Genomic DNA, 17,716 nt, shown 5'->3' with positions numbered 1-17,716 from the left:
ATGTTGGGAAAGAAAGGGGTTTTTACATATGAAATTGTTGCAAGGTAAAAATATTTTGGTTATGGGTGTAGCTAATCATCGCAGCATCGCGTGGGGAATTGCACAATCCTTGTCGAAAGCGGGAGCGAACTTGATTTTCACATATCAAGGAGAGCGATTGAAAAAGAATGTAGAGGATTTGGCAGCAACGCTGGACCAGCCTGAGCAAATATTGTACAACTGCGATGTTACCAATGATAAAGAGGTAGCAGCGTTATTCCAATCTATTAAAGAAAAAGTAGGAGTATTACATGGTATCGCTCACTGCATCGCATTTGCTAAAGGAGAAGATCTAAGTGGTGAGTTCGTTGATACCTCCCGTGATGGATTTGCGTTAGCACATGATATCAGTGCGTATTCTCTTGTAGCGGTAGCTCGTGAAGCTCGTCCGCTTATGACAGAGGGTGGTAGTATTGTTACGTTGACATATCTAGGTGGTGAGCGCGTAGTCTCCAATTACAACGTGATGGGTGTAGCAAAAGCGGCCCTCGATATGAGTGTACGCTATTTGGCAAGTGATCTTGGCAAAGACGACATTCGCGTAAATGCGATCTCTGCAGGTCCAATCCGTACATTAGCTGCAAAAGGAATTAGCGGCTTTAATGCTATCATCAAAGAAATTGAGGAAAAAGCTCCCCTACGTCGTACGATTGATCAAACAGAAGTAGGCGATACAGCTTTATTCTTAATGAGCTATATGTCTCGTGGTATTACGGGTGAAGTGTTGCATGTTGACGCTGGCTACAATATCATCGGTCGTTAAGCTAGACCGCTAAGAAAAATACCCCCATGGATTGCCGTGAAGGTAAGGTTCAATTCTGCTCTTTAGAAAATGAACCTTATCCAGGCAAGCATAGGGGTATTTTATTTGATCGTACAAGTACTATTCTGGTTCTTTTTTTCCTCGACCCATCTCTGAAACAAAGCGGGACATACGTGTTTTACGACCGAATCTCTCTGTAGGTACACCAATAAATAAATCATGTCTTGCTCGGGTAACAGCTACATACATGAGGCGACGCTCTTCTTCAATAGCGTCCTTGTTTCCTTGGCGTGCTTGATCCATAGCAAAATCATGAGGGATTGCCCCTTCTACTACATCTACTAAAAAGACAGTATCGAATTCTAAGCCCTTTGCTCGATGAATACTTAACATTTGTACGGCATTGTTATTGTTTTGTGGTTGTTTACGCCACTCGGCTTCCTTTTTTACCATCTCATCAATATACATAATGAAATCTCGAATGCTAGCATGACGTTTAGCTGATACCAATAATTGACGCAATTCATCTGTGGAGCGTTCCTGGTCTCGTTCTGGTCGATCTTTATCACGTTTTTTTACGTAATCACGTAATTTAAGATCCTCATAAATCGTTTCAAGCGCATGAGCGGGAGTAGCATTATGTAAGCTACTTAGCGTATCCACTACTTTACGTATTTGTGCCCGTTGAAAGGTTTTTAAATGGGTTAATTCGGGAAGCACGGTTAACTGTGAACAATTATTTAAAATCGACTGGCTTCGAATATCGTTCCAAACGGTTGGCGACAGATAAAGCGTGGGCAATATTTCTCGCAGTGCTGATTCATTCTCTCGATCTACCACTAATCGCAGGTAGCCCAGTGCCCAGCGAACCACTTGCTTGCTATAAAAAGGCTCATCCTCTCGTGTAAAGGAGAAAGGAATATCTGCCTCGCTTAGACGTTCTAATAAAGGGCGTGTAGACTCGTAGGTACGAAACAACAGCGCAAATTGGTGGGGCTGTGCTCCATTTTGCAGGCGTAGTTTCATTTCATCCACGATGCGGGATGCTTGTTCCTCTTCATCCGCTGGTTGGAATAGATAGCAAGAGCCTTCTTCCTGATGAAATGACTTTAGTTCCTTTTTCCAACGAGTGCGATTGTTCCCGATCAGGGAATAGCCAAGACCCACGATAGAAGAACGAGAACGATAGTTTACTTCTAATGAAATGGTTTTTGCATTAGGATAATCTGCGGTAAATCCAAGAATGTAGCGTGGGTCACTTCCGCGAAAGCCATAAATGGACTGATCGTCGTCTCCGATTACGCAAAGATTGTTTTCAGGAGATGCCAGTAATTTTACCGTTTCATATTGAACACGATTAATATCTTGGAACTCATCAATCATAATGTATTGGATGCGTCCTTGGTATAACGACAAGATATGCGGATCATCTTTTAGCATTTCATAACAGCCAATTAGCATATCATCAAAGTCAAACCAACCATGTTGTTTTTTTAGCTTTTCATACAGAGGATATAGCTCCTGTGCTTGCTTTTCTTCTGAGCTGTCTACAGACAATAGCTGTGCATCGGAAGGGGTGATATATTCATTTTTCCAACGGCTTATGATACTCATGACTGCTTCAAAATCTGACTCTTTGACTATTGGATTCTCCATCTGTGCGATAGCACCTGTTTCACGTAAAAATTTACGCTTTTGCCATTCTTGTTTTAACAAGCGTTGCTGATCCCAGCGTTCAGGCTGATGAAATAGTAGCATTCGATAAAACAAGCTATGGAAGGTACCTGCAATCAGAGCAGATGATTGATGTGAAGGTAAAGATTTCATTAAACGACGTTTAATTTCTCCGGCTGCTTTGGTAGTGAAGGTGACCACCATGATAGAACGTGGGTCAATATTCATCTGTGTAATTAAATGGGCAGTACGGGCAGTCATAACACGGGTTTTACCACTTCCAGCACCTGCGAGAATTAATAAGGGCCCCTCTGTACAAGTAACAGCTTGTTCTTGTGCAGGATGCAGGGCTGAATGATAGCGTTCTTCTAATACCTGCGTGCGTTGTTTTGGTGCAATTAAGGTTCGGAAGCTTTTAACAGGTGTAGCAGGCGCTTGTGTTACAGTTGTTGCTGGGGATGCAATACTCCGCCCCTTAGGTAACCGGAACCCACCGACCATGACATCATTGGATTGGTCATGATTAGCAGAGGTTTGTACAGATTCCAGGCTTGGTGTTGATGTAGGGTGTTCCGCTTTGAGTACACTATTGCTGGTAGTAGCTGCTAATTCCGTAGATACCAATGCTTGTTGTAAGTAGCTGTCCAGTTCGTCTAAGGAACAGGGAGCAGTATGTAAATGAGTAAAAAATGGCTCACGGCTTATGCCAGCAACGATATGAACAGGTTGTCCACAAACGGGGCAAGATAGTTCCCCTTGCTTTGCATACATGCGCCAAGTGGGAATTTTTGCATAGTTGTCTTTGCGTAACAAAAGCAACTCATCATTGTACTTGGCAATATTCAATATACATTCACTCCTATACAAACGGAAATGTCCCTCAATGATAGAGGGACATTCCAGTTATCAGGCTTGCAATAGGATGTCGCCAGACGAATCTTCTTGTGCTGGCTCTACTTCAAGCTGTTCAATGGCAATTCTATTTATGCGGTGATTATCGAATTCTGTAATCGTAAACTTAAAGTTTTTATAGAGAACAGACTTCCCAGCTGTCACTTCTTCACTTAGTTGGCTATATACCCAGCCAGCAATTGTATCTACATCATCGGAAACCAGCTCTATAGGTAAGATATCATTCAAGTCGTTAAGCAATGTTTTACCAGATACTGATAAAATATTTTCCGCTTTGGACTCTATCTCAGGACGCTCAAATGCATCAAATTCATCCTGAATTTCGCCTACGATCTCTTCTAGGATATCTTCCATGGTAATGAATCCGGCAGTACCGCCATATTCATCAATGACGATAGCAATCTGTGAACGACGCTTTTGCATCAGACGCAGAACATGACTTACTTCCATGGACTCTGGTACCGTTAAGATAGGGCGCAAGAAGTCATGCAGATTGGCTTTGCCTTCTGTGAGAGCCGCTAGGTAGAAGTCTGAAGTATGCACAAAACCAATGATTCTGTCTTTGTCGTTATGAGCGACAGGAAAACGCGTATGGCGTTGATCACGAATCATTTGCAGGTTTTCTTCAAAGGTATTGTCATCATATAAGCAGATCATGTCAATTCGTGGAATCATGATTTCACGAGCAAGACGTTCGGAGAAATCAAACACATTATCCACAAGCTCCATCTCTTCGACATCAATGTGACCGCTTTTGTGACTTTCATTTACCAACAAACGAATTTCTTCTTCTGTATGGGCCGTCTCATTTTCAGAGACAGGTTGAATGCCCAAACGGCGCAATAAAAAGGTAGCTGCACCATTCAGTACCCAAATGATGGGGAAACTGATTTTGTAGAAGAACATGAGCGGAGCCGCCACCAGTAGGGAGGTTGATTCCGCTTTTTGAATGGCAACCGATTTTGGCGCCAATTCTCCAAGAACGATGTGCAAAAAGGTAATAATACCGAATGCAATCGCAATGGAAATGGAGTGTAAAAGAGCCTCAGACGCGATCCAGTGGCCAAGGAGTGGTTTGACAATCAGATTGCCTATCACTGGTTCCCCGACCCAACCAAGTGCCAAGGATGCGAGTGTAATCCCCAACTGGCAGGCGGATAAATAAGCGTCTAGTTGTTGTGTTACCTTTTGCGCGTAAACGGCGCTTTTGCTACCTTCGTTAACCAATTGGGTTAAGCGCGTTTGACGCACCTTTACCAAGGAAAACTCGGCTGCAACGAAAAATCCGTTTAAAAGAACCAACAGGATAGCTACAAATACTTGACCTGCTATTAACAGTAGGTTCGACGGATCTATCGGTATACTGTCCAAATAGTTTCTCCACCTTCTAGCTTGTAGAAAGGGAGAACTCACCTCCATCTTTCGTTGAATTTATATATAATGTTGTAGATTATGAACGTTTGGACAAATGATGACATGTTTGTATGCCAAGGAAAATAAAAAGTTTATATAAATTGTTTACACATTAGTATACCAGCAGGAGAATTGGATAGTCAAAACCAGATATCTCTAATCCTGGCAGGAAAAAGCTACGAGCATCGCTGTGGCTCCTTTTTTCTGGAAATCATGCATGTATTCATTCACTCGGCCCGATTTTTTTGCAGGAGCAATTGACTCATTTCGATGCTCAGTAACAACTTGTGGAAATAAAGGATTGCTAGAGGCAAAAGTGGAAAAAAGTAAATAATTAATAAAAAGGGGGGCTTACTTATGACGAAAGTCTACGTTCCAACTATGGTGACCAAAAGAGTTGGATACTTTCCAGGGAGTGTCAATATTGGCATTGTGATAACAGAGAACGGGGCAGTGCTGATTGACTCAGGCTTGGATACACAAACAGCCAAAAAAGCAAAGAAAGGGTTGGACGAATTGTCGCAGCCCTTGTATGCCATTATACAAACACATTCACATGCAGATCACTTTGGGGGTAATCATTATCTGCTTCAGCAATATCCCCAAGCCTTGGTGTTTGCGCCAGCTTTGGAAGAAGCTATTATTCGAAACCCAAGATTAGAACCTATTTACCTAAGTATGGGGGCATCTCCACTACCTGAATTGTGTAATAAATTTTTGTTAGCTGATCCCTCGCGTGTAGATGAAATTTTACCAGAGAATGGTGAACTGATCTTAGCTGATTGTACCTTCCAAACGATCAGCTTGCCAGGACACAGTTGGAATCAGCTTGGTATTGTGGTAGATGGCATCTGTTTTGCTGCAGACGCTTATTATTCACCTGAGGTATTAGAGAAACATCGTCTCCCTTTTCTTATCGATGCGGACGAAGCAGTACAAAGTATCCAACGCTTGCAACAAACCAACTATCAAGGATATTTACCAGGGCATGGAATGTTTGAGACGGATGTTTTATCTACACTAGCTTATAATGAAGGATATCATCAACAAATTTTGGGAGAGATAGAGCAATGGTTTAGCGTCCAACCAGCTACCTTAGAAGAGGGCTTAACATGGATTTGTGAAAAGCGTAATATTTCCATTCAGAATATGACTAGTTATGCTTTATTTCGTACGGCTTTTATGGGCTATGTGACTGGGCTTCACAGACAAGGAAAACTTTCCTATTACTTCGAGGGAAATCGCTTGTTATTTTGCATCAAAAATGAATAAAATATTTATTTTTGATTACATAGATATAAAATGTGTGCTAAAATCACCCCGCCTATGTAGAGTAAAATTCGTTTATGTTATGATAAAAGGGCTGGTTAATGGCTTATTGAGCGGCTTCTTGATAAGGTTTGCTTAAATAATCGGCTATTTCAGCAAGTTTATGTTCCGCTGCCGCCTTTATTGCCCGGGGAATCAAGAGACCTTCTCGGGATGTTCGTGAGGCCATCTTTATTTTTAAATAAGGGGAACCGATTTTTATCATTTCCTCATCTTTAATTTCCTTGAGGCCCGTATGACGGGTGGGAATCCGCAGATAATAGGTCATGCCTGTTGATGAATCGTAGATCATTGCGTTATAGGTGGGTGAATCTTGGTTTTTGTTCCGACGAAAACCTTGCTCTAACAGCGTCTTCTCTACATACCACAATGGCTGAACCATACCTACTAAAGTATTGCATTCAAGTTGCACGAAGGCTCCCTCCTTGCTTTACTTTCCAGTTTATACCTTCAGTTATATGTAAGCGCTCATTTTTTCAGACTGCTTTTTCTATAGATTAGATGTCATTTGGAATTTTATCTATAGAAGTGGTAAAACCAAGTTTAAGTTTTCTAAAATTGGGGTGATTGATTTGGAGATTTCATGTGATTTACATACCCATACGTTGGCATCTGATGGAACAACGACACCAGCAGAAAATGTGCAGCTCGCTAAAGAGGCAGGCCTCAACGCGGTTGCTATTACAGACCACGATACGATAGCTGGAATAGCAGAAGCGATTCAAAAGGGAATTGAGTTAGGTGTAGAAGTGGTACCTGGTGTCGAGATTAGTACTGCTCACGAGGGAAAAGATATTCATATCCTTGGTTATTTTATTCCGTTTGATGACCTAACTTTCCATAAAGCATTAGCAGAGCTACGTGATGTGCGTCATCTACGTAATTTGAAATTGATTGCGCGTCTTCAGGAGATAGGAGTAGATATTACGGTAGAAGATGTGTATCGTCGCAAAACCTCTGATGATAAAAATATTGGTCGCCCACACATTGCAGAAGAATTGGTAATAAAGGGGCTTGCTACTTCTATTGACGATGCTTTCCAGAAGTATTTGGGAGAAGGTGGAGCCGCTTATGTAAATGTAGAGCGGATCGAGCCATTAGTAGCAATCAACATGATTAAGAAAGCGGGTGGCGTGGCAGTTATCGCTCACCCTGGCTTATATCATAACAACGAATTGGTAGAAGAACTAATTGTCTATGGACTAGATGGTATCGAGATTAACCATCCTGACAATTCAGAAGAAGATAAGAGAGTATATCGACAACTAGCAGAAGAATATGGATTGATTGTTACAGGTGGTTCTGATTTTCATGGATACCGTGGAAATCAGACATTTCATGCACCACTGGGGACCTATGGCACATCTAGTGAGGCTGTTGATAAAATGCGAAAGCTGGCAGCGTTACGACAACAAGAATAAGTCATATTTGATATGAAAATAGGATGGCAAACAAAAACACACGTAGGGGAGTAAATTGCCCTGCGTGTGTTTTTGTGTATGGGTAGTTCACTATCTATTCAACTGTTTTTTCATCATAATATGATCGATACCGGCATCATCAAAAATTTCACCGTATCCCACATACCCTAATTTCTCATAAAATGGTTGAGCATGTAACTGAGCCGAGAGCTTTAGTGTAGAGTATCCTTGTTGAACAGCGAGTTTTTCCATGTGATTCATTAGATCACGACCAAGGCCTGTCCCACGAGTTTCTTGTTTAACAGCAACACGTTCAATTTTTCCGACTCCTGTTTCATGAGAGCGAAGTCGTCCAGTAGCTACTGGTTCGTTATCTCGGTAGGCTACAACGTGTGTTGTTGGATCAGAAAGTTGATCATACTCATCAATTTCTAGGTCCTCTGGTACCTGTTGTTCTTCTATAAAAACAACACGGCGAACATGCAAGGCGTCTTGTAATTCTTTTTCTGCGGTTACTTGGCGTATTGTATACATCTGATTTTCCTCCAAAATGTGTAAGAGTATCTATTGTATATAGATGATTAGCTGAGGTTGAGACATTGATCTGTTAAAAAACAAGGCCATAACGAGCATGGCCCTGTTTTCGTCTCAACTTACAGACAACAGTTAGGCCAGTGGAAAGCTTCTTACAATTGACCACTTACCATCTACTTCTTCTTTCATTAAATGCAAACTAGTTATTTCGGAAGGAAGATCAAATTTCATCATGCCCAGCTGGTCGACAACATCCTTTAATTCTGACTCACTAAGGTCACGTCCTATGGTCAGATGGGGGACAAAGGCAAACTCCTCTTGATGATCGCCAAAGTTTTTCAAAATGTTGGCATGTAAGTCTTCAACAGCTTCTTTGTTCTGAAAAGATAGAAAAATAACGTTTGTAGTAGGGTGGAACGTAGAAGCTCTGTGGAAATTAATAGAAAAAGATGAGGTCGATTTCGCGATGTCTTCCAATTGAGCGGACAAGGTAGCAATCTGTGTATCATCCGCTTCAAATGCCTCTTTTAACCGGATATATGGCTGGACCAAGGCATAGGCAGGGTCGTACCGTTTGCGGTATGAGTTGGCGATTTCTTGCACTTCTTTTGATGGGAAAAGTACGATACTATATTTCATGGAACACCCTCCTCCTCATATAAAATGCCCATTAAAAGCTTTCTTTTATTTTAACAGAAAATTCTTTCGGTGTATAATGTTGCAGTTGTCTTGTATATACTTACCTTTTTCAGGAAACCCTACTGGAAAAGGGGGTGATACATATGAAAAGTGCTGTTCTGATGACTTACGCTTTTTTAGGAATTACGATGCTACTTGTGCTTCTCTTTACTATACTTTGGGTTATTCTTAAAAGCGATAAAACAGTTGTAACCAATGGAGCTGCCCGTTCTCAGCTACGTGACCCGACAGATCCAGCCCCTAGAGAATAAAGCTATCATTTGGGCTTATCTATATTTTTTGCTATGAGTAAAAATAACGAATAATCTGGGGCAAATGGGCTTGCCAATGCTCCCAGGTATGGTCGCCTTCGCTTATTTCTAAGTGAAAGGTGGCCTTTTTTTGTTGCAACAATTCTACAAAGCGTTGGTGTGGAGTAAATAGATCAATAACACCGTAGCTTGTGGAGACAGCCGTTTCTTTTGTACCAATCTCCAAATAAAGAGATAATTGCCCATAGGAATGACTATTTGCTGCCAATGTATAAAAGGATTCATACAGGGCTCCTGATTGGGAGGCTACATTACCAAATGTATGGGGATAACGGATAGCTGCCGCTAAGGAAACTGTACCACCGAGTGAATCACCGATCAGTGTCCGTCCACCACTCAATGGCTCTGTGGCAAAATGCTTATCCATATACGGTACTACCTCTTCTGCCATAAAGCGTATATAGGCATCAAATTCCTCGCCATCAGGGTGATAACGCAAACGTCTTTTTTCCCGTTCGACGGGAATAAATACGACGATGAGATTCTGAATTTCCTTTTTATGCAACATACTGTCAAGCATACCTGGCAGGCGTCCCAAGCTTAAGTAATCCCGTCCATCTTGAGCGTATAAGACTGGATAAGAATACAGCGACGAATAAAAAGGGGGTGTATAAATAAGTAGCGTTTCTGTGGTGCCCAGATATTGACTAGCGAGAGTCACTTCGGACAAGCTACCTTTTGGTGTCTGAGCAGTAGACATGGGATAACCTCCTTTGCTAGATAATCGTATTTTACTGTATACGGGAGGGTAACGGCAAAAGGGAAATGGGCTCAAACTTTTGGAAGAGCATACTGAACGAAACCAAAAAGTAACCATCTGCGTGAATCTGGTAAAGAATGAGAGAAAAACAGCTTGATCTATCAGTGCAGGGAGTCGCAACCCAAACAGAATGTGATACTATATAAGATGTATTCATTATTTTGCCACTCATGTGTGTAAGGAGGTTGGCTTTATGAAAATCGAGAGAGTACACAGTAAACAAGTTAGAGATGCAGCTTTAGCCAGCTTGACAGAACGAGGAGTATCAATTGAGGCTATTGCAGAAATTGTGCACGCAATGCAATCGCCCTATTATCCGACTTTGGCCATGGAAGCTTGCATAGAAAGTGTTCAGGCCGTTTTAGAAAAACGTGAAATCCAACACGCCATTTTAGTGGGCATCGAACTGGATAAATTGGCTGAAAAAGGTTTGCTTTCAGAACCTTTGCAATCCATAATCGCAGGTGACGAAGGTCTGTTTGGTTGTGATGAAACATTGGCACTTGGTTCCGTTTTTGGCTATGGCAGTATTGCTGTAACAACGTTTGGACATCTAGATAAACAAAAAATTGGAATAATTAAACAGCTAGATAATAAAACAGAAGGTAAGGTAAATACGTTTTTGGATGACATGGTGTGTAGTATAGCCGCGAACGCATCCAGTCGAATGGCGCATCGACTACGCGATGAAGAAGAGACTGAGGCAGCGAGAAAGAAAGAAGAATCAGATGAATTACGAATCAGCATTGGAATGGCAGGTCAGTCAGCTACTACGGCTTCTGATCAGGCTGGATAAGTATTTAGGTACTATTCTTTTGAAGAGAGTAGAGCGTACAAATGCTTCTCATATGAAGGATAGAAAGTTGAAAGCACTCAAGCCAGGTTTTGGCAGGGTGCTTTTTGTATGTGAGGGTAGTCAGCTTTTCGTGCATATTTGTCGCAAAAGTACTATATAGAAGCTGACCGTGAAATTGGAAATTGAGCTAGATGTTCAGGTTTCTTCCTGTTTATCTTGCGCTAGCTATCATTAGATTTCTCTAGCTTGGAAGCTACTATCGATCTGATCCCCCTAGGCAGTTGCTATTTATACGGTGCCTAAGCTCATTGATGAGTCAAAGAAAACGACTTATGTTAAGGGCAAACATCCTAATATACATGTACTATCGCAATCATATGAACTAACCAATCAAAAGGATCTGCAAGAAAAGCTGGGGAAACAGGTTATTATGCCTGCTGAGCTTGCAGGTGGGTCGGCTTTCAGGAAGCAAGCGTTTACTTTAAACCAGAGGAGAACTACGATGTGAAGGCGATGAAGGAAGAAGTAGAGAAAAATCGTAAAGAATATGTTGTCCATGAAGTAAAAATGAGCAACGTTTTGATCAGACCTTTGTGAGTTATAAATCAACAAAAGGTGGGGTCGAGGTGAATGTGATGAATAAAGGAGATCTTGCAAAAGACGGGCCAATCAGTGAAGGTGGTCACCACGATAGCGCTGAAAAAGTAAAGATTGGGGATAATGAAGCAGCCTACACAACCATGAATAGACCGGATGGGGAAATGCATAAACGAATTAGTTGGATAAAAAACGGAACGAGCTTAGGCTATTCGGTGTGGACCTTCTCTAAAGATATTACAAAGGAAGATAGATAAAAGTAGCACAGACCCTTCAAAAAGCAAAATAATAATAGCATCCTGCTTAACCAGCAAAGGTGGAGCAGGATGTTTTTTTGCGTAAAGGTTGTAAGCAAAATGTTTTTTCTATAAAGAAAACCAAGGTTTTGTACGAGAAACATGAATAAAAAATAAAGAGCATGAATTTATGATTAAATATTCAAAAAATAATTGACAATTGCACGTAAGAGGTAGAATATGTAAATTAAAGTATTATTATGAATAAGGAGTGATAATTAATGCACATATCTAAGCTGTATCATGCTGTAATTTGTATTACTCTAACTTCGAGTTTATTACTACCTACCGCCATGTTTTCTACTAAAGCGTTAGCGGCCGCCCCTGCGCCTACTCTACACGATGAGAATCCCAATGGTGCTTTTGGTGATTGGTATACGGGAGCTACTCCACCTAACGTTTCGCTGGACAAGCCTGTCATTTTATTCGTTCAAGGACTTCACTCGGACTACAAAAAATGGTATCGAGACGGCGGATTATATGAAGCAGCCTACAACTCAGGGTACCGCACTGCTTTTGTGCAATTAAGAGATGCTGATGGCGATGGTGGCAACATGTATACAAATGGAGAGAAGCTGGCTGAAGTTATTAAAAAAGTAGCCGATTATTATCACGTAAAACAAATAGCAATCGTAGCTCATTCAAAAGGTGGTGTTGATACACAAGCAGCCCTTATACATTATGGTGCGGCCCCTTATGTTCATACGGTTCATCAGCTTGCGACTCCTAATAAAGGCTCTGAGCTAGCAGACTTAGCCTATTCCTCGTGGTTCTCTTGGCTCGCTGAAATTCTAGGAAAAAAAGATGACGCCGTATACTCCTTACAAACCTCCTACATGGCTAATTTCCGACAGCAAACAGATAGTCATAGGGATGTAAACAAAACTAGAACCTATATGGCAGCAGGTACGGGCGATGATGGCATGTTTACAAAGTATTGGTTTGCCCATGCAGTTTTACCAGGTGAGGACGATGGAGCCGTTACCGTTGATTCCGCGTTTGGCTTACCCTACGGAATCAAGACATTTAAGAAAAATATCTCTCACTCCGCCATAACCGATGCTAAACACGTATGGTCAGAGGTAGACTCCAAAATACGTAAAAGCCCTAAAGAATTACAAGCAAAATTTGCGCCGGAAGCAGACAGAGAATATCAGGTGGATGAAGAAGAAAACAATCCAACCTCAATCGTTAGCAATACGATTGTAAGAGGTGGGGAAATCAGAGGAAAAACACAGGATACCTTCATGCTAGAAAGCGGAGTTAGTCAGATGATGGTAGATGTTATGACAGCGAATGAAAAGACAAAAATCAAGCTAATAAGCCCATCTGGCAAGGAGTACACCCCAGAGAGGCTAGAGGACAGCGACTTTAGCTCTGATACTGACGTGGATGTGGACGAGTCTCAGGAATTGTTTGCAAGTGCTATTCATAATGGATTTAAGATTGATGAGCCAGAAAAGGGAAAATGGAAGCTTGTTGCGTCAGGCAAGAAAGATGCCTACTTTATGTTTGCTCAGGTGGAAAGTGAACAACCAATGGAAGTAGTAAGCGAGAAAAAAATCTATGGACCAGGCGAACGTGGAGAATTACGAGTCGAATTACCTGAAGCTACTGTTAAGAAACAGGCAATTACTAATGTTAGCATGGTTGAAACAAAGAATCGACAGCTGTTGGCGGCAGATGATTATCTGAAAATTAAGGAAAAAGACGATGAGATTCAAGGAACTTTTAAAGCCCCACGGGAACCAGGAGTTTATAACATTTGTTTAGAAATCACTGGAGTTAATGAACATGGGGAAGAGTTTTCACGGTCTGTCTGGTATAATTTTGCGGTAGTAGATGAGGATACAGAGACAGATCTATAGGTATATTTCGTAATAAATTTTGACATTTCATTACGTGAATAGAGTAATGGCACAATTATGATATTATTATTAAAAAATGAAATTTTATATTGTATGCGTTTACATTGTGTGATATTATTCATTATACAATAATGAAATCAGTTATACGGCGTGTTACTAGTACGACTAGGCATGAGCCAAAAGGTGCGAAAAGGAAATTTTTCTGCTACCTTTTTGGTTCATGCTTTTTTACCTTTTTAAAGCCATTTCCTTATGCTGAAAAAGGCAGTACAAAGCCGTACTTCTGATTATCCTAACAACATAGAACTGTTCATAAGGAGGAATTTTTTATGGTGTTACTCAACAAAAAATTACTAGCTAGTGTAATCTTAGCAGCGTCCTTGGTAACAACGTCTAGTGTATTTGCTAACCCAAGCACCACTTCTGTGAAAAATGATGAGCCTACAACCTACCGCATCAACCAGCTTAAAGAAACAGCGATGTATTATTACTGGCACGGTGGTGATTTAAAGAAAGCAGAAGCGGAGATTTTTAAAGGTATTACATTAAAAGGTAAATACGATGTTGTTGAAAACGCTTACCTAGAAGCAACTATGCTTGATCCTTTTGATAATGACCTGAAATTCGCACTTGCTTCCACTCAAATCATTCAAAAGAAGCTTCCTGAAGCTTTGGAAACCTATCAGCAAATCTTGAATCTTGAACCTACTAATTTTAATGCTAATTTGTTATACGGCGTTTATTCCAAGGTTAATGGAGATACAAAAACGTATGAAGCTCAAATGGCCAAATTAAAGAAATTGGACGAGCAAAAAGCAAATGAGTATGTCGCAAAGCTTGCCTCAGCAGAAGCATACATGCAGACTGTCTTTAACAAGGACGTACCAAAAGGCTTGCCACAAAAAGACCATGCCATTGTCATTTTAGGCTATGCTCTAGCAGAGGATGGAACTATGCGAGAGCCATTAATTGAGCGCTTAAAAGCAGGGCTTGCCCTAGCAAAACAGTATCCCAACTCTAAAATCATCGTGAGCGGTGGAGTACCGAAAAAAGGTGTAACCGAGGCAGACGCAATGAGCAAATGGTTAATGGAGCAAGGCATTGATAAGGATCGCATCCTATTAGATAACAAAGCGACTGATACCGTTGAAAATGCACTGTTTTCCATTGCAATTATGGAACGTGAGGGCTTAAAGGATATGACACTGGTATCTAGTGCGAGTCATATGCGTCGAGGACTAAGTGTGTTTAAAGAAGCAAGCGAGCATTATGCGAAGCAATTGGGTAAAAAGAACGATCGTACAATTACGAATATGGTATATCTAGATTACAAATCCTTAGAAGAAGCCCATAAAGTAACAAAGGATGAGCAGTTAGTTATTTATCGTGATTTATTGAGAACAAGCGGAATTTGGGCGTACCCTGGAGTACAACGATAGATGTTACGTTTCATCGTGAGATCGGGCTACTTCGTATTATGTAATGAAAAATAATGACTTTTATTAGTAAGGCAAATGCTGACGTTACAGACAGAATTGGACAGAAGGATAGATGTAACTAGCAGAAGCAAACACTGTTATTTTATTTCTTCAAGTAAAAAAGTCTAAAGGCTGTGGAGCCGTCTTGTCTGTAGGTTACTCTGTGGATAAGACGGTTCTTTTTACGTGTATTATTTTAGTGATATGTAACGGTATTTAACTTTATTTACATTTAGAGGTGTACATTAACAATAATGTTTTTTTAAAGAATTTTCCTAAATAGTTACATAAAAGCTGGAAAAAAACCGATGTAAATAATAGATATAAAGTCCTAGTCAGCTTTGCTGTTCAGGCTGATCTACTATCAAGGGAGGGCATAGGCTAATGAAATGGCTAGACATACGAAGCAGTATATTTAATCGAAAGACCTTACGGAGTAGACTGATGTTTCTCATTATTGTTGTGCTAATTTTACAGGGGGTTCTCATCGGTTACTCCTCCTACTACATCTCGAAGTGGCAATTGGAACAAAAATTAGAAGAAACAGCCGAGTCTAACGTAAGCTTATTAAATCAAGCAATTGATCAGATTATTCAATTAGAGGTTGCTAATCTTGATACTCTGGTCCTACAAATTACCTCTAGTCAAATCGATGAACAGAGCCCTGAGCTTCGAAAAATAATGGAGGACTTTGCAAAACAACATCCTGAAATCGAAATCGTAACAGTTGGGAATCAAAATGGTGCATGGATGAAGGCGCCTAATCCAGGCAAACAAGAGTACGATCCGCGTACGCGAGATTGGTATAAACAAGTCATGCAAGATCCAAGTGTCATCTCCATCCATAATCCAGTTGTTTCTATGACGACGAAAAATTACATATTGAATATCGGGAAAGCGCTTCCGGATGGACAAGGTGCTGTAAGTATTAGTTTAAGTATTAATAAGCTTCACGAGTTAGTGGGGGGTGTGAAATTTGGTTCAGAAGGGTATGCGTACTTGTTAGATCGTACGAACAAGTTCATGTCGCATCCTACACAACCCATGGGAAAACAGGTAGAAGGTGAACAATACGACTACATACAAAAAACAGATAAGGGCTGGATCAGCTATGACTCCCCTGAGAATGGTAAAAAATTAAAAGCTTTGTTTGAAACCAACCCTTCAACAGGCTGGAAGATCGCAGGGGTACTTTCTAATGAAGAATACGCAAAGGCTTCTGCTCCCATTCTGAATCAAACAGCATTTATTTTAGTGGTCTTTCTTGTAGCCGCTTCGATCTTAATATTTATTTGGACTAGTAAAATTACAAAACCATTAGAACTACTGGCTATCTCTGCAAAACGAGTAAGCGATGGTTATTTAGACGAAAAAGTGAATATCAATCAGAACGATGAAATTGGTCAATTAGCTACCAACTTTAATGAAATGGTAGATTCCCTGAAAGGTATTGTCACAGAGATGATGGAGACGTCCACTCAGTTGGCGGCGTCAAGTCAACAAATGACAGCTAGTACGCTGCAAAATTCTAAAGCGGTTGAATACGTCACCGAGCTAATAGAGGAGTCGGCAAACGGATCAAAGGCACAAGCAGTGGCTACATCAGAAAGCGCTCGGACAATGGAAGAAATGTCATCGGGTATTTTTAAAATCGCTGAGTCAGCAAATGCCATTGTAGATTCATCAGCCAAAACCTCAGAGGATGTACAGAATGGTAATCAAAAAGTAATAGTAGTGACAGAACAAATGGAAGCAATTCGTCAATCTGTAGAAGAATCGGCGAGTATCATGGAACAATTACAAAAACATAGTGGACAAATATCTGAGATGAGTACAGCAATCGTTGACATCGCGGAGCAGACGAACCTCCTATCATTAAATGCAGCGATTGAAGCAGCGCGAGCAGGGGAGCAGGGAAGAGGCTTTGCTGTTGTTGCGAATGAGGTAAGAAAGCTAGCAGATCAATCCAAACAAACGGCAGATCGCATCCAAGAGATTATCATTCAGGTAACGAGCTTGACCCAGAATGCATCAGAAGTCATGAAAAGGAAAGTTCATGCAGATGTCCAAAAGGGGATTGTCGTTACAACAGAAGCTAGAGAAGCTTTTACTAATATTCAAGCATCGACACAGCATATTGTTGAGCAAATTCATGATGTATCGGCCATTACCGAACAAATGTCGGCAAGTGCACAAGAGGTCTCTGCCTCTATGCGTGAGATCGCACAGATTGCTCAGGGCATGGCAGCCTCTTCGCAGAGTGTTACCGGGGCATCTGAGGAACAGCTAGCATCTATGGAAGAGATTACTTCATCTTCAACTGCGTTGACTCAGATGGCAGAAGGAATGCGGCGCTCTGTTGAAAGATTTAAGGTCAAGGAATAAGAGACGAGTAGAAAAGGTATAGGAATATGATTACATGCCTACTTAGCAGAAAGAAAGTTCTGTTAGGTGGGCTTTTTTTATCTGGTATCATTGATGTTATAGGCCAATATTTTAGTCTGTTAGCTACATGTAAGTGATCGATGAGATATGTATTTGTTTCAAGACTTTTCTATTTCTTGAGACTAAGGAACTTTGACGAGGTGAATCATGGCTTTAATTATAGTCGCGAATAGAATTTTTTGTTCGGGGAAATACGGGATATTAATAGGAAATGGAAAATACGGTTTAAGGTAGATTCTTTAAAGTTTATTTTGATAAGTAATATATGATTTAGTAATGTAGAGACGTATCTTCATTACTAAATATATACCTAGAGTATAATGTGAAAAGCGGACGAAACCACGAAACCAGAGCTTTTAGTAGGTGTGGTAGATATTCACA

The 17,716-nt window shown here is 40.8% G+C and carries 15 protein-coding genes; 9 read left to right on the top strand and 6 right to left on the bottom strand.

The genetic code is table 11. From position 1 onward, the window contains the following. Positions 1 to 28 precede the first annotated feature (28 nt). Positions 29 to 802 carry an enoyl-ACP reductase FabI gene (gene fabI, locus BrL25_RS04670; protein ID WP_018673141.1) on the top strand — a complete coding sequence of 258 codons (774 nt, stop codon included), beginning with the start codon at positions 29 to 31 and terminating at the stop codon, positions 800 to 802. A 120-nt stretch (positions 803 to 922) separates the two neighbouring features. On the opposite strand, the gene BrL25_RS04665 is transcribed toward fabI, so the two are convergent. Further along, on the bottom strand, positions 923 to 3,322 hold the full coding sequence (locus tag BrL25_RS04665; RefSeq protein ID WP_018673140.1) for a UvrD-helicase domain-containing protein: 2,400 nt from the start codon (positions 3,320 to 3,322) through the stop codon (positions 923 to 925). A gap of 60 nt (positions 3,323 to 3,382) precedes the next feature. Further along, the gene (locus tag BrL25_RS04660) at positions 3,383 to 4,759 is read right to left on the bottom strand and encodes a hemolysin family protein (RefSeq protein ID WP_018673139.1); all 1,377 of its coding nucleotides are present in this window, start codon (positions 4,757 to 4,759) and stop codon (positions 3,383 to 3,385) included. Positions 4,760 to 5,158: 399 nt separating this feature from the next. Between BrL25_RS04660 and BrL25_RS04655 the strand changes: the two genes are divergently transcribed. Next, the gene (locus BrL25_RS04655) at positions 5,159 to 6,073 is read left to right on the top strand and encodes an MBL fold metallo-hydrolase (RefSeq protein WP_018673138.1); all 915 of its coding nucleotides are present in this window, start codon (positions 5,159 to 5,161) and stop codon (positions 6,071 to 6,073) included. A 103-nt stretch (positions 6,074 to 6,176) separates the two neighbouring features. Here the strand turns inward: BrL25_RS04655 and BrL25_RS04650 are convergent, their stop codons facing one another. Beyond that, positions 6,177 to 6,542, bottom strand: a complete 366-nt coding sequence (locus BrL25_RS04650) for a hypothetical protein (RefSeq protein WP_018673137.1) — start codon at positions 6,540 to 6,542, stop codon at positions 6,177 to 6,179. 160 nt (positions 6,543 to 6,702) lie between these two features. Between BrL25_RS04650 and BrL25_RS04645 the strand changes: the two genes are divergently transcribed. Then, positions 6,703 to 7,551, top strand: a complete 849-nt coding sequence (locus BrL25_RS04645) for a PHP domain-containing protein (RefSeq protein WP_018673136.1) — start codon at positions 6,703 to 6,705, stop codon at positions 7,549 to 7,551. 90 nt (positions 7,552 to 7,641) lie between these two features. Here BrL25_RS04645 and BrL25_RS04640 read toward each other — a convergent pair whose 3' ends face one another. After that, positions 7,642 to 8,085 carry a GNAT family N-acetyltransferase gene (locus BrL25_RS04640; protein ID WP_018673135.1) on the bottom strand — a complete coding sequence of 148 codons (444 nt, stop codon included), beginning with the start codon at positions 8,083 to 8,085 and terminating at the stop codon, positions 7,642 to 7,644. A gap of 132 nt (positions 8,086 to 8,217) precedes the next feature. Continuing rightward, positions 8,218 to 8,724 (bottom strand): 2'-5' RNA ligase family protein, encoded by a 507-nt coding sequence (locus BrL25_RS04635; RefSeq protein ID WP_018673134.1) that lies wholly within the window; start codon positions 8,722 to 8,724, stop codon positions 8,218 to 8,220. Positions 8,725 to 8,867: 143 nt separating this feature from the next. Between BrL25_RS04635 and BrL25_RS25105 the strand changes: the two genes are divergently transcribed. Next, positions 8,868 to 9,035 carry a hypothetical protein gene (locus tag BrL25_RS25105; RefSeq protein ID WP_018673133.1) on the top strand — a complete coding sequence of 56 codons (168 nt, stop codon included), beginning with the start codon at positions 8,868 to 8,870 and terminating at the stop codon, positions 9,033 to 9,035. A 31-nt stretch (positions 9,036 to 9,066) separates the two neighbouring features. On the opposite strand, the gene BrL25_RS04630 is transcribed toward BrL25_RS25105, so the two are convergent. After that, positions 9,067 to 9,795, bottom strand: coding sequence for an alpha/beta hydrolase (locus BrL25_RS04630; protein ID WP_018673132.1), 729 nt, complete (start codon positions 9,793 to 9,795; stop codon positions 9,067 to 9,069). A gap of 253 nt (positions 9,796 to 10,048) precedes the next feature. Here BrL25_RS04630 and BrL25_RS04625 point away from each other — a divergent pair, with 253 nt between their 5' ends. The 5 genes from BrL25_RS04625 (at position 10,049) to BrL25_RS04600 (ending at position 17,275) form a co-directional block, all read left to right on the top strand. Continuing rightward, positions 10,049 to 10,651 (top strand): phosphatidylglycerophosphatase A family protein, encoded by a 603-nt coding sequence (locus tag BrL25_RS04625; protein ID WP_018673131.1) that lies wholly within the window; start codon positions 10,049 to 10,051, stop codon positions 10,649 to 10,651. A gap of 626 nt (positions 10,652 to 11,277) precedes the next feature. Beyond that, positions 11,278 to 11,505, top strand: a complete 228-nt coding sequence (locus tag BrL25_RS04615) for a hypothetical protein (protein WP_018673128.1) — start codon at positions 11,278 to 11,280, stop codon at positions 11,503 to 11,505. A 260-nt stretch (positions 11,506 to 11,765) separates the two neighbouring features. Then, entirely contained in the window at positions 11,766 to 13,412 is a 1,647-nt protein-coding gene (locus BrL25_RS04610) for a lipase family protein (RefSeq protein ID WP_018673127.1), read from the top strand. A gap of 329 nt (positions 13,413 to 13,741) precedes the next feature. Beyond that, on the top strand, positions 13,742 to 14,851 hold the full coding sequence (locus BrL25_RS04605; RefSeq protein ID WP_018673126.1) for a YdcF family protein: 1,110 nt from the start codon (positions 13,742 to 13,744) through the stop codon (positions 14,849 to 14,851). A 423-nt stretch (positions 14,852 to 15,274) separates the two neighbouring features. Beyond that, the gene (locus tag BrL25_RS04600) at positions 15,275 to 17,275 is read left to right on the top strand and encodes a methyl-accepting chemotaxis protein (RefSeq protein ID WP_018673125.1); all 2,001 of its coding nucleotides are present in this window, start codon (positions 15,275 to 15,277) and stop codon (positions 17,273 to 17,275) included. Positions 17,276 to 17,716 lie beyond the last annotated feature (441 nt).

It is taken from the genome of Brevibacillus laterosporus DSM 25 (assembly GCF_002706795.1).
In the GTDB taxonomy this organism is placed as follows: domain Bacteria; phylum Bacillota; class Bacilli; order Brevibacillales; family Brevibacillaceae; genus Brevibacillus_B; species Brevibacillus_B laterosporus.
This window is presented reverse-complemented; position numbering and strand designations above follow the sequence as displayed.

Excerpts from the sequence above, each read along its gene's own strand:
- fabI (WP_018673141.1), top strand. The coding sequence starts at position 29 with ATGAAATTGTTGCAAGGTAAAAATATTTTGGTTATGGGTGTAGCTAAT.
- BrL25_RS04655 (WP_018673138.1), top strand. The coding sequence starts at position 5,159 with ATGACGAAAGTCTACGTTCCAACTATGGTGACCAAAAGAGTTGGATAC.
- BrL25_RS04640 (WP_018673135.1), bottom strand. The coding sequence starts at position 8,085 with ATGTATACAATACGCCAAGTAACCGCAGAAAAAGAATTACAAGACGCC.
- BrL25_RS04635 (WP_018673134.1), bottom strand. The coding sequence starts at position 8,724 with ATGAAATATAGTATCGTACTTTTCCCATCAAAAGAAGTGCAAGAAATC.
- BrL25_RS25105 (WP_018673133.1), top strand. The coding sequence starts at position 8,868 with ATGAAAAGTGCTGTTCTGATGACTTACGCTTTTTTAGGAATTACGATG.
- BrL25_RS04630 (WP_018673132.1), bottom strand. The coding sequence starts at position 9,795 with ATGTCTACTGCTCAGACACCAAAAGGTAGCTTGTCCGAAGTGACTCTC.
- BrL25_RS04625 (WP_018673131.1), top strand. The coding sequence starts at position 10,049 with ATGAAAATCGAGAGAGTACACAGTAAACAAGTTAGAGATGCAGCTTTA.
- BrL25_RS04610 (WP_018673127.1), top strand. The coding sequence starts at position 11,766 with ATGCACATATCTAAGCTGTATCATGCTGTAATTTGTATTACTCTAACT.
- BrL25_RS04605 (WP_018673126.1), top strand. The coding sequence starts at position 13,742 with ATGGTGTTACTCAACAAAAAATTACTAGCTAGTGTAATCTTAGCAGCG.
- BrL25_RS04600 (WP_018673125.1), top strand. The coding sequence starts at position 15,275 with ATGAAATGGCTAGACATACGAAGCAGTATATTTAATCGAAAGACCTTA.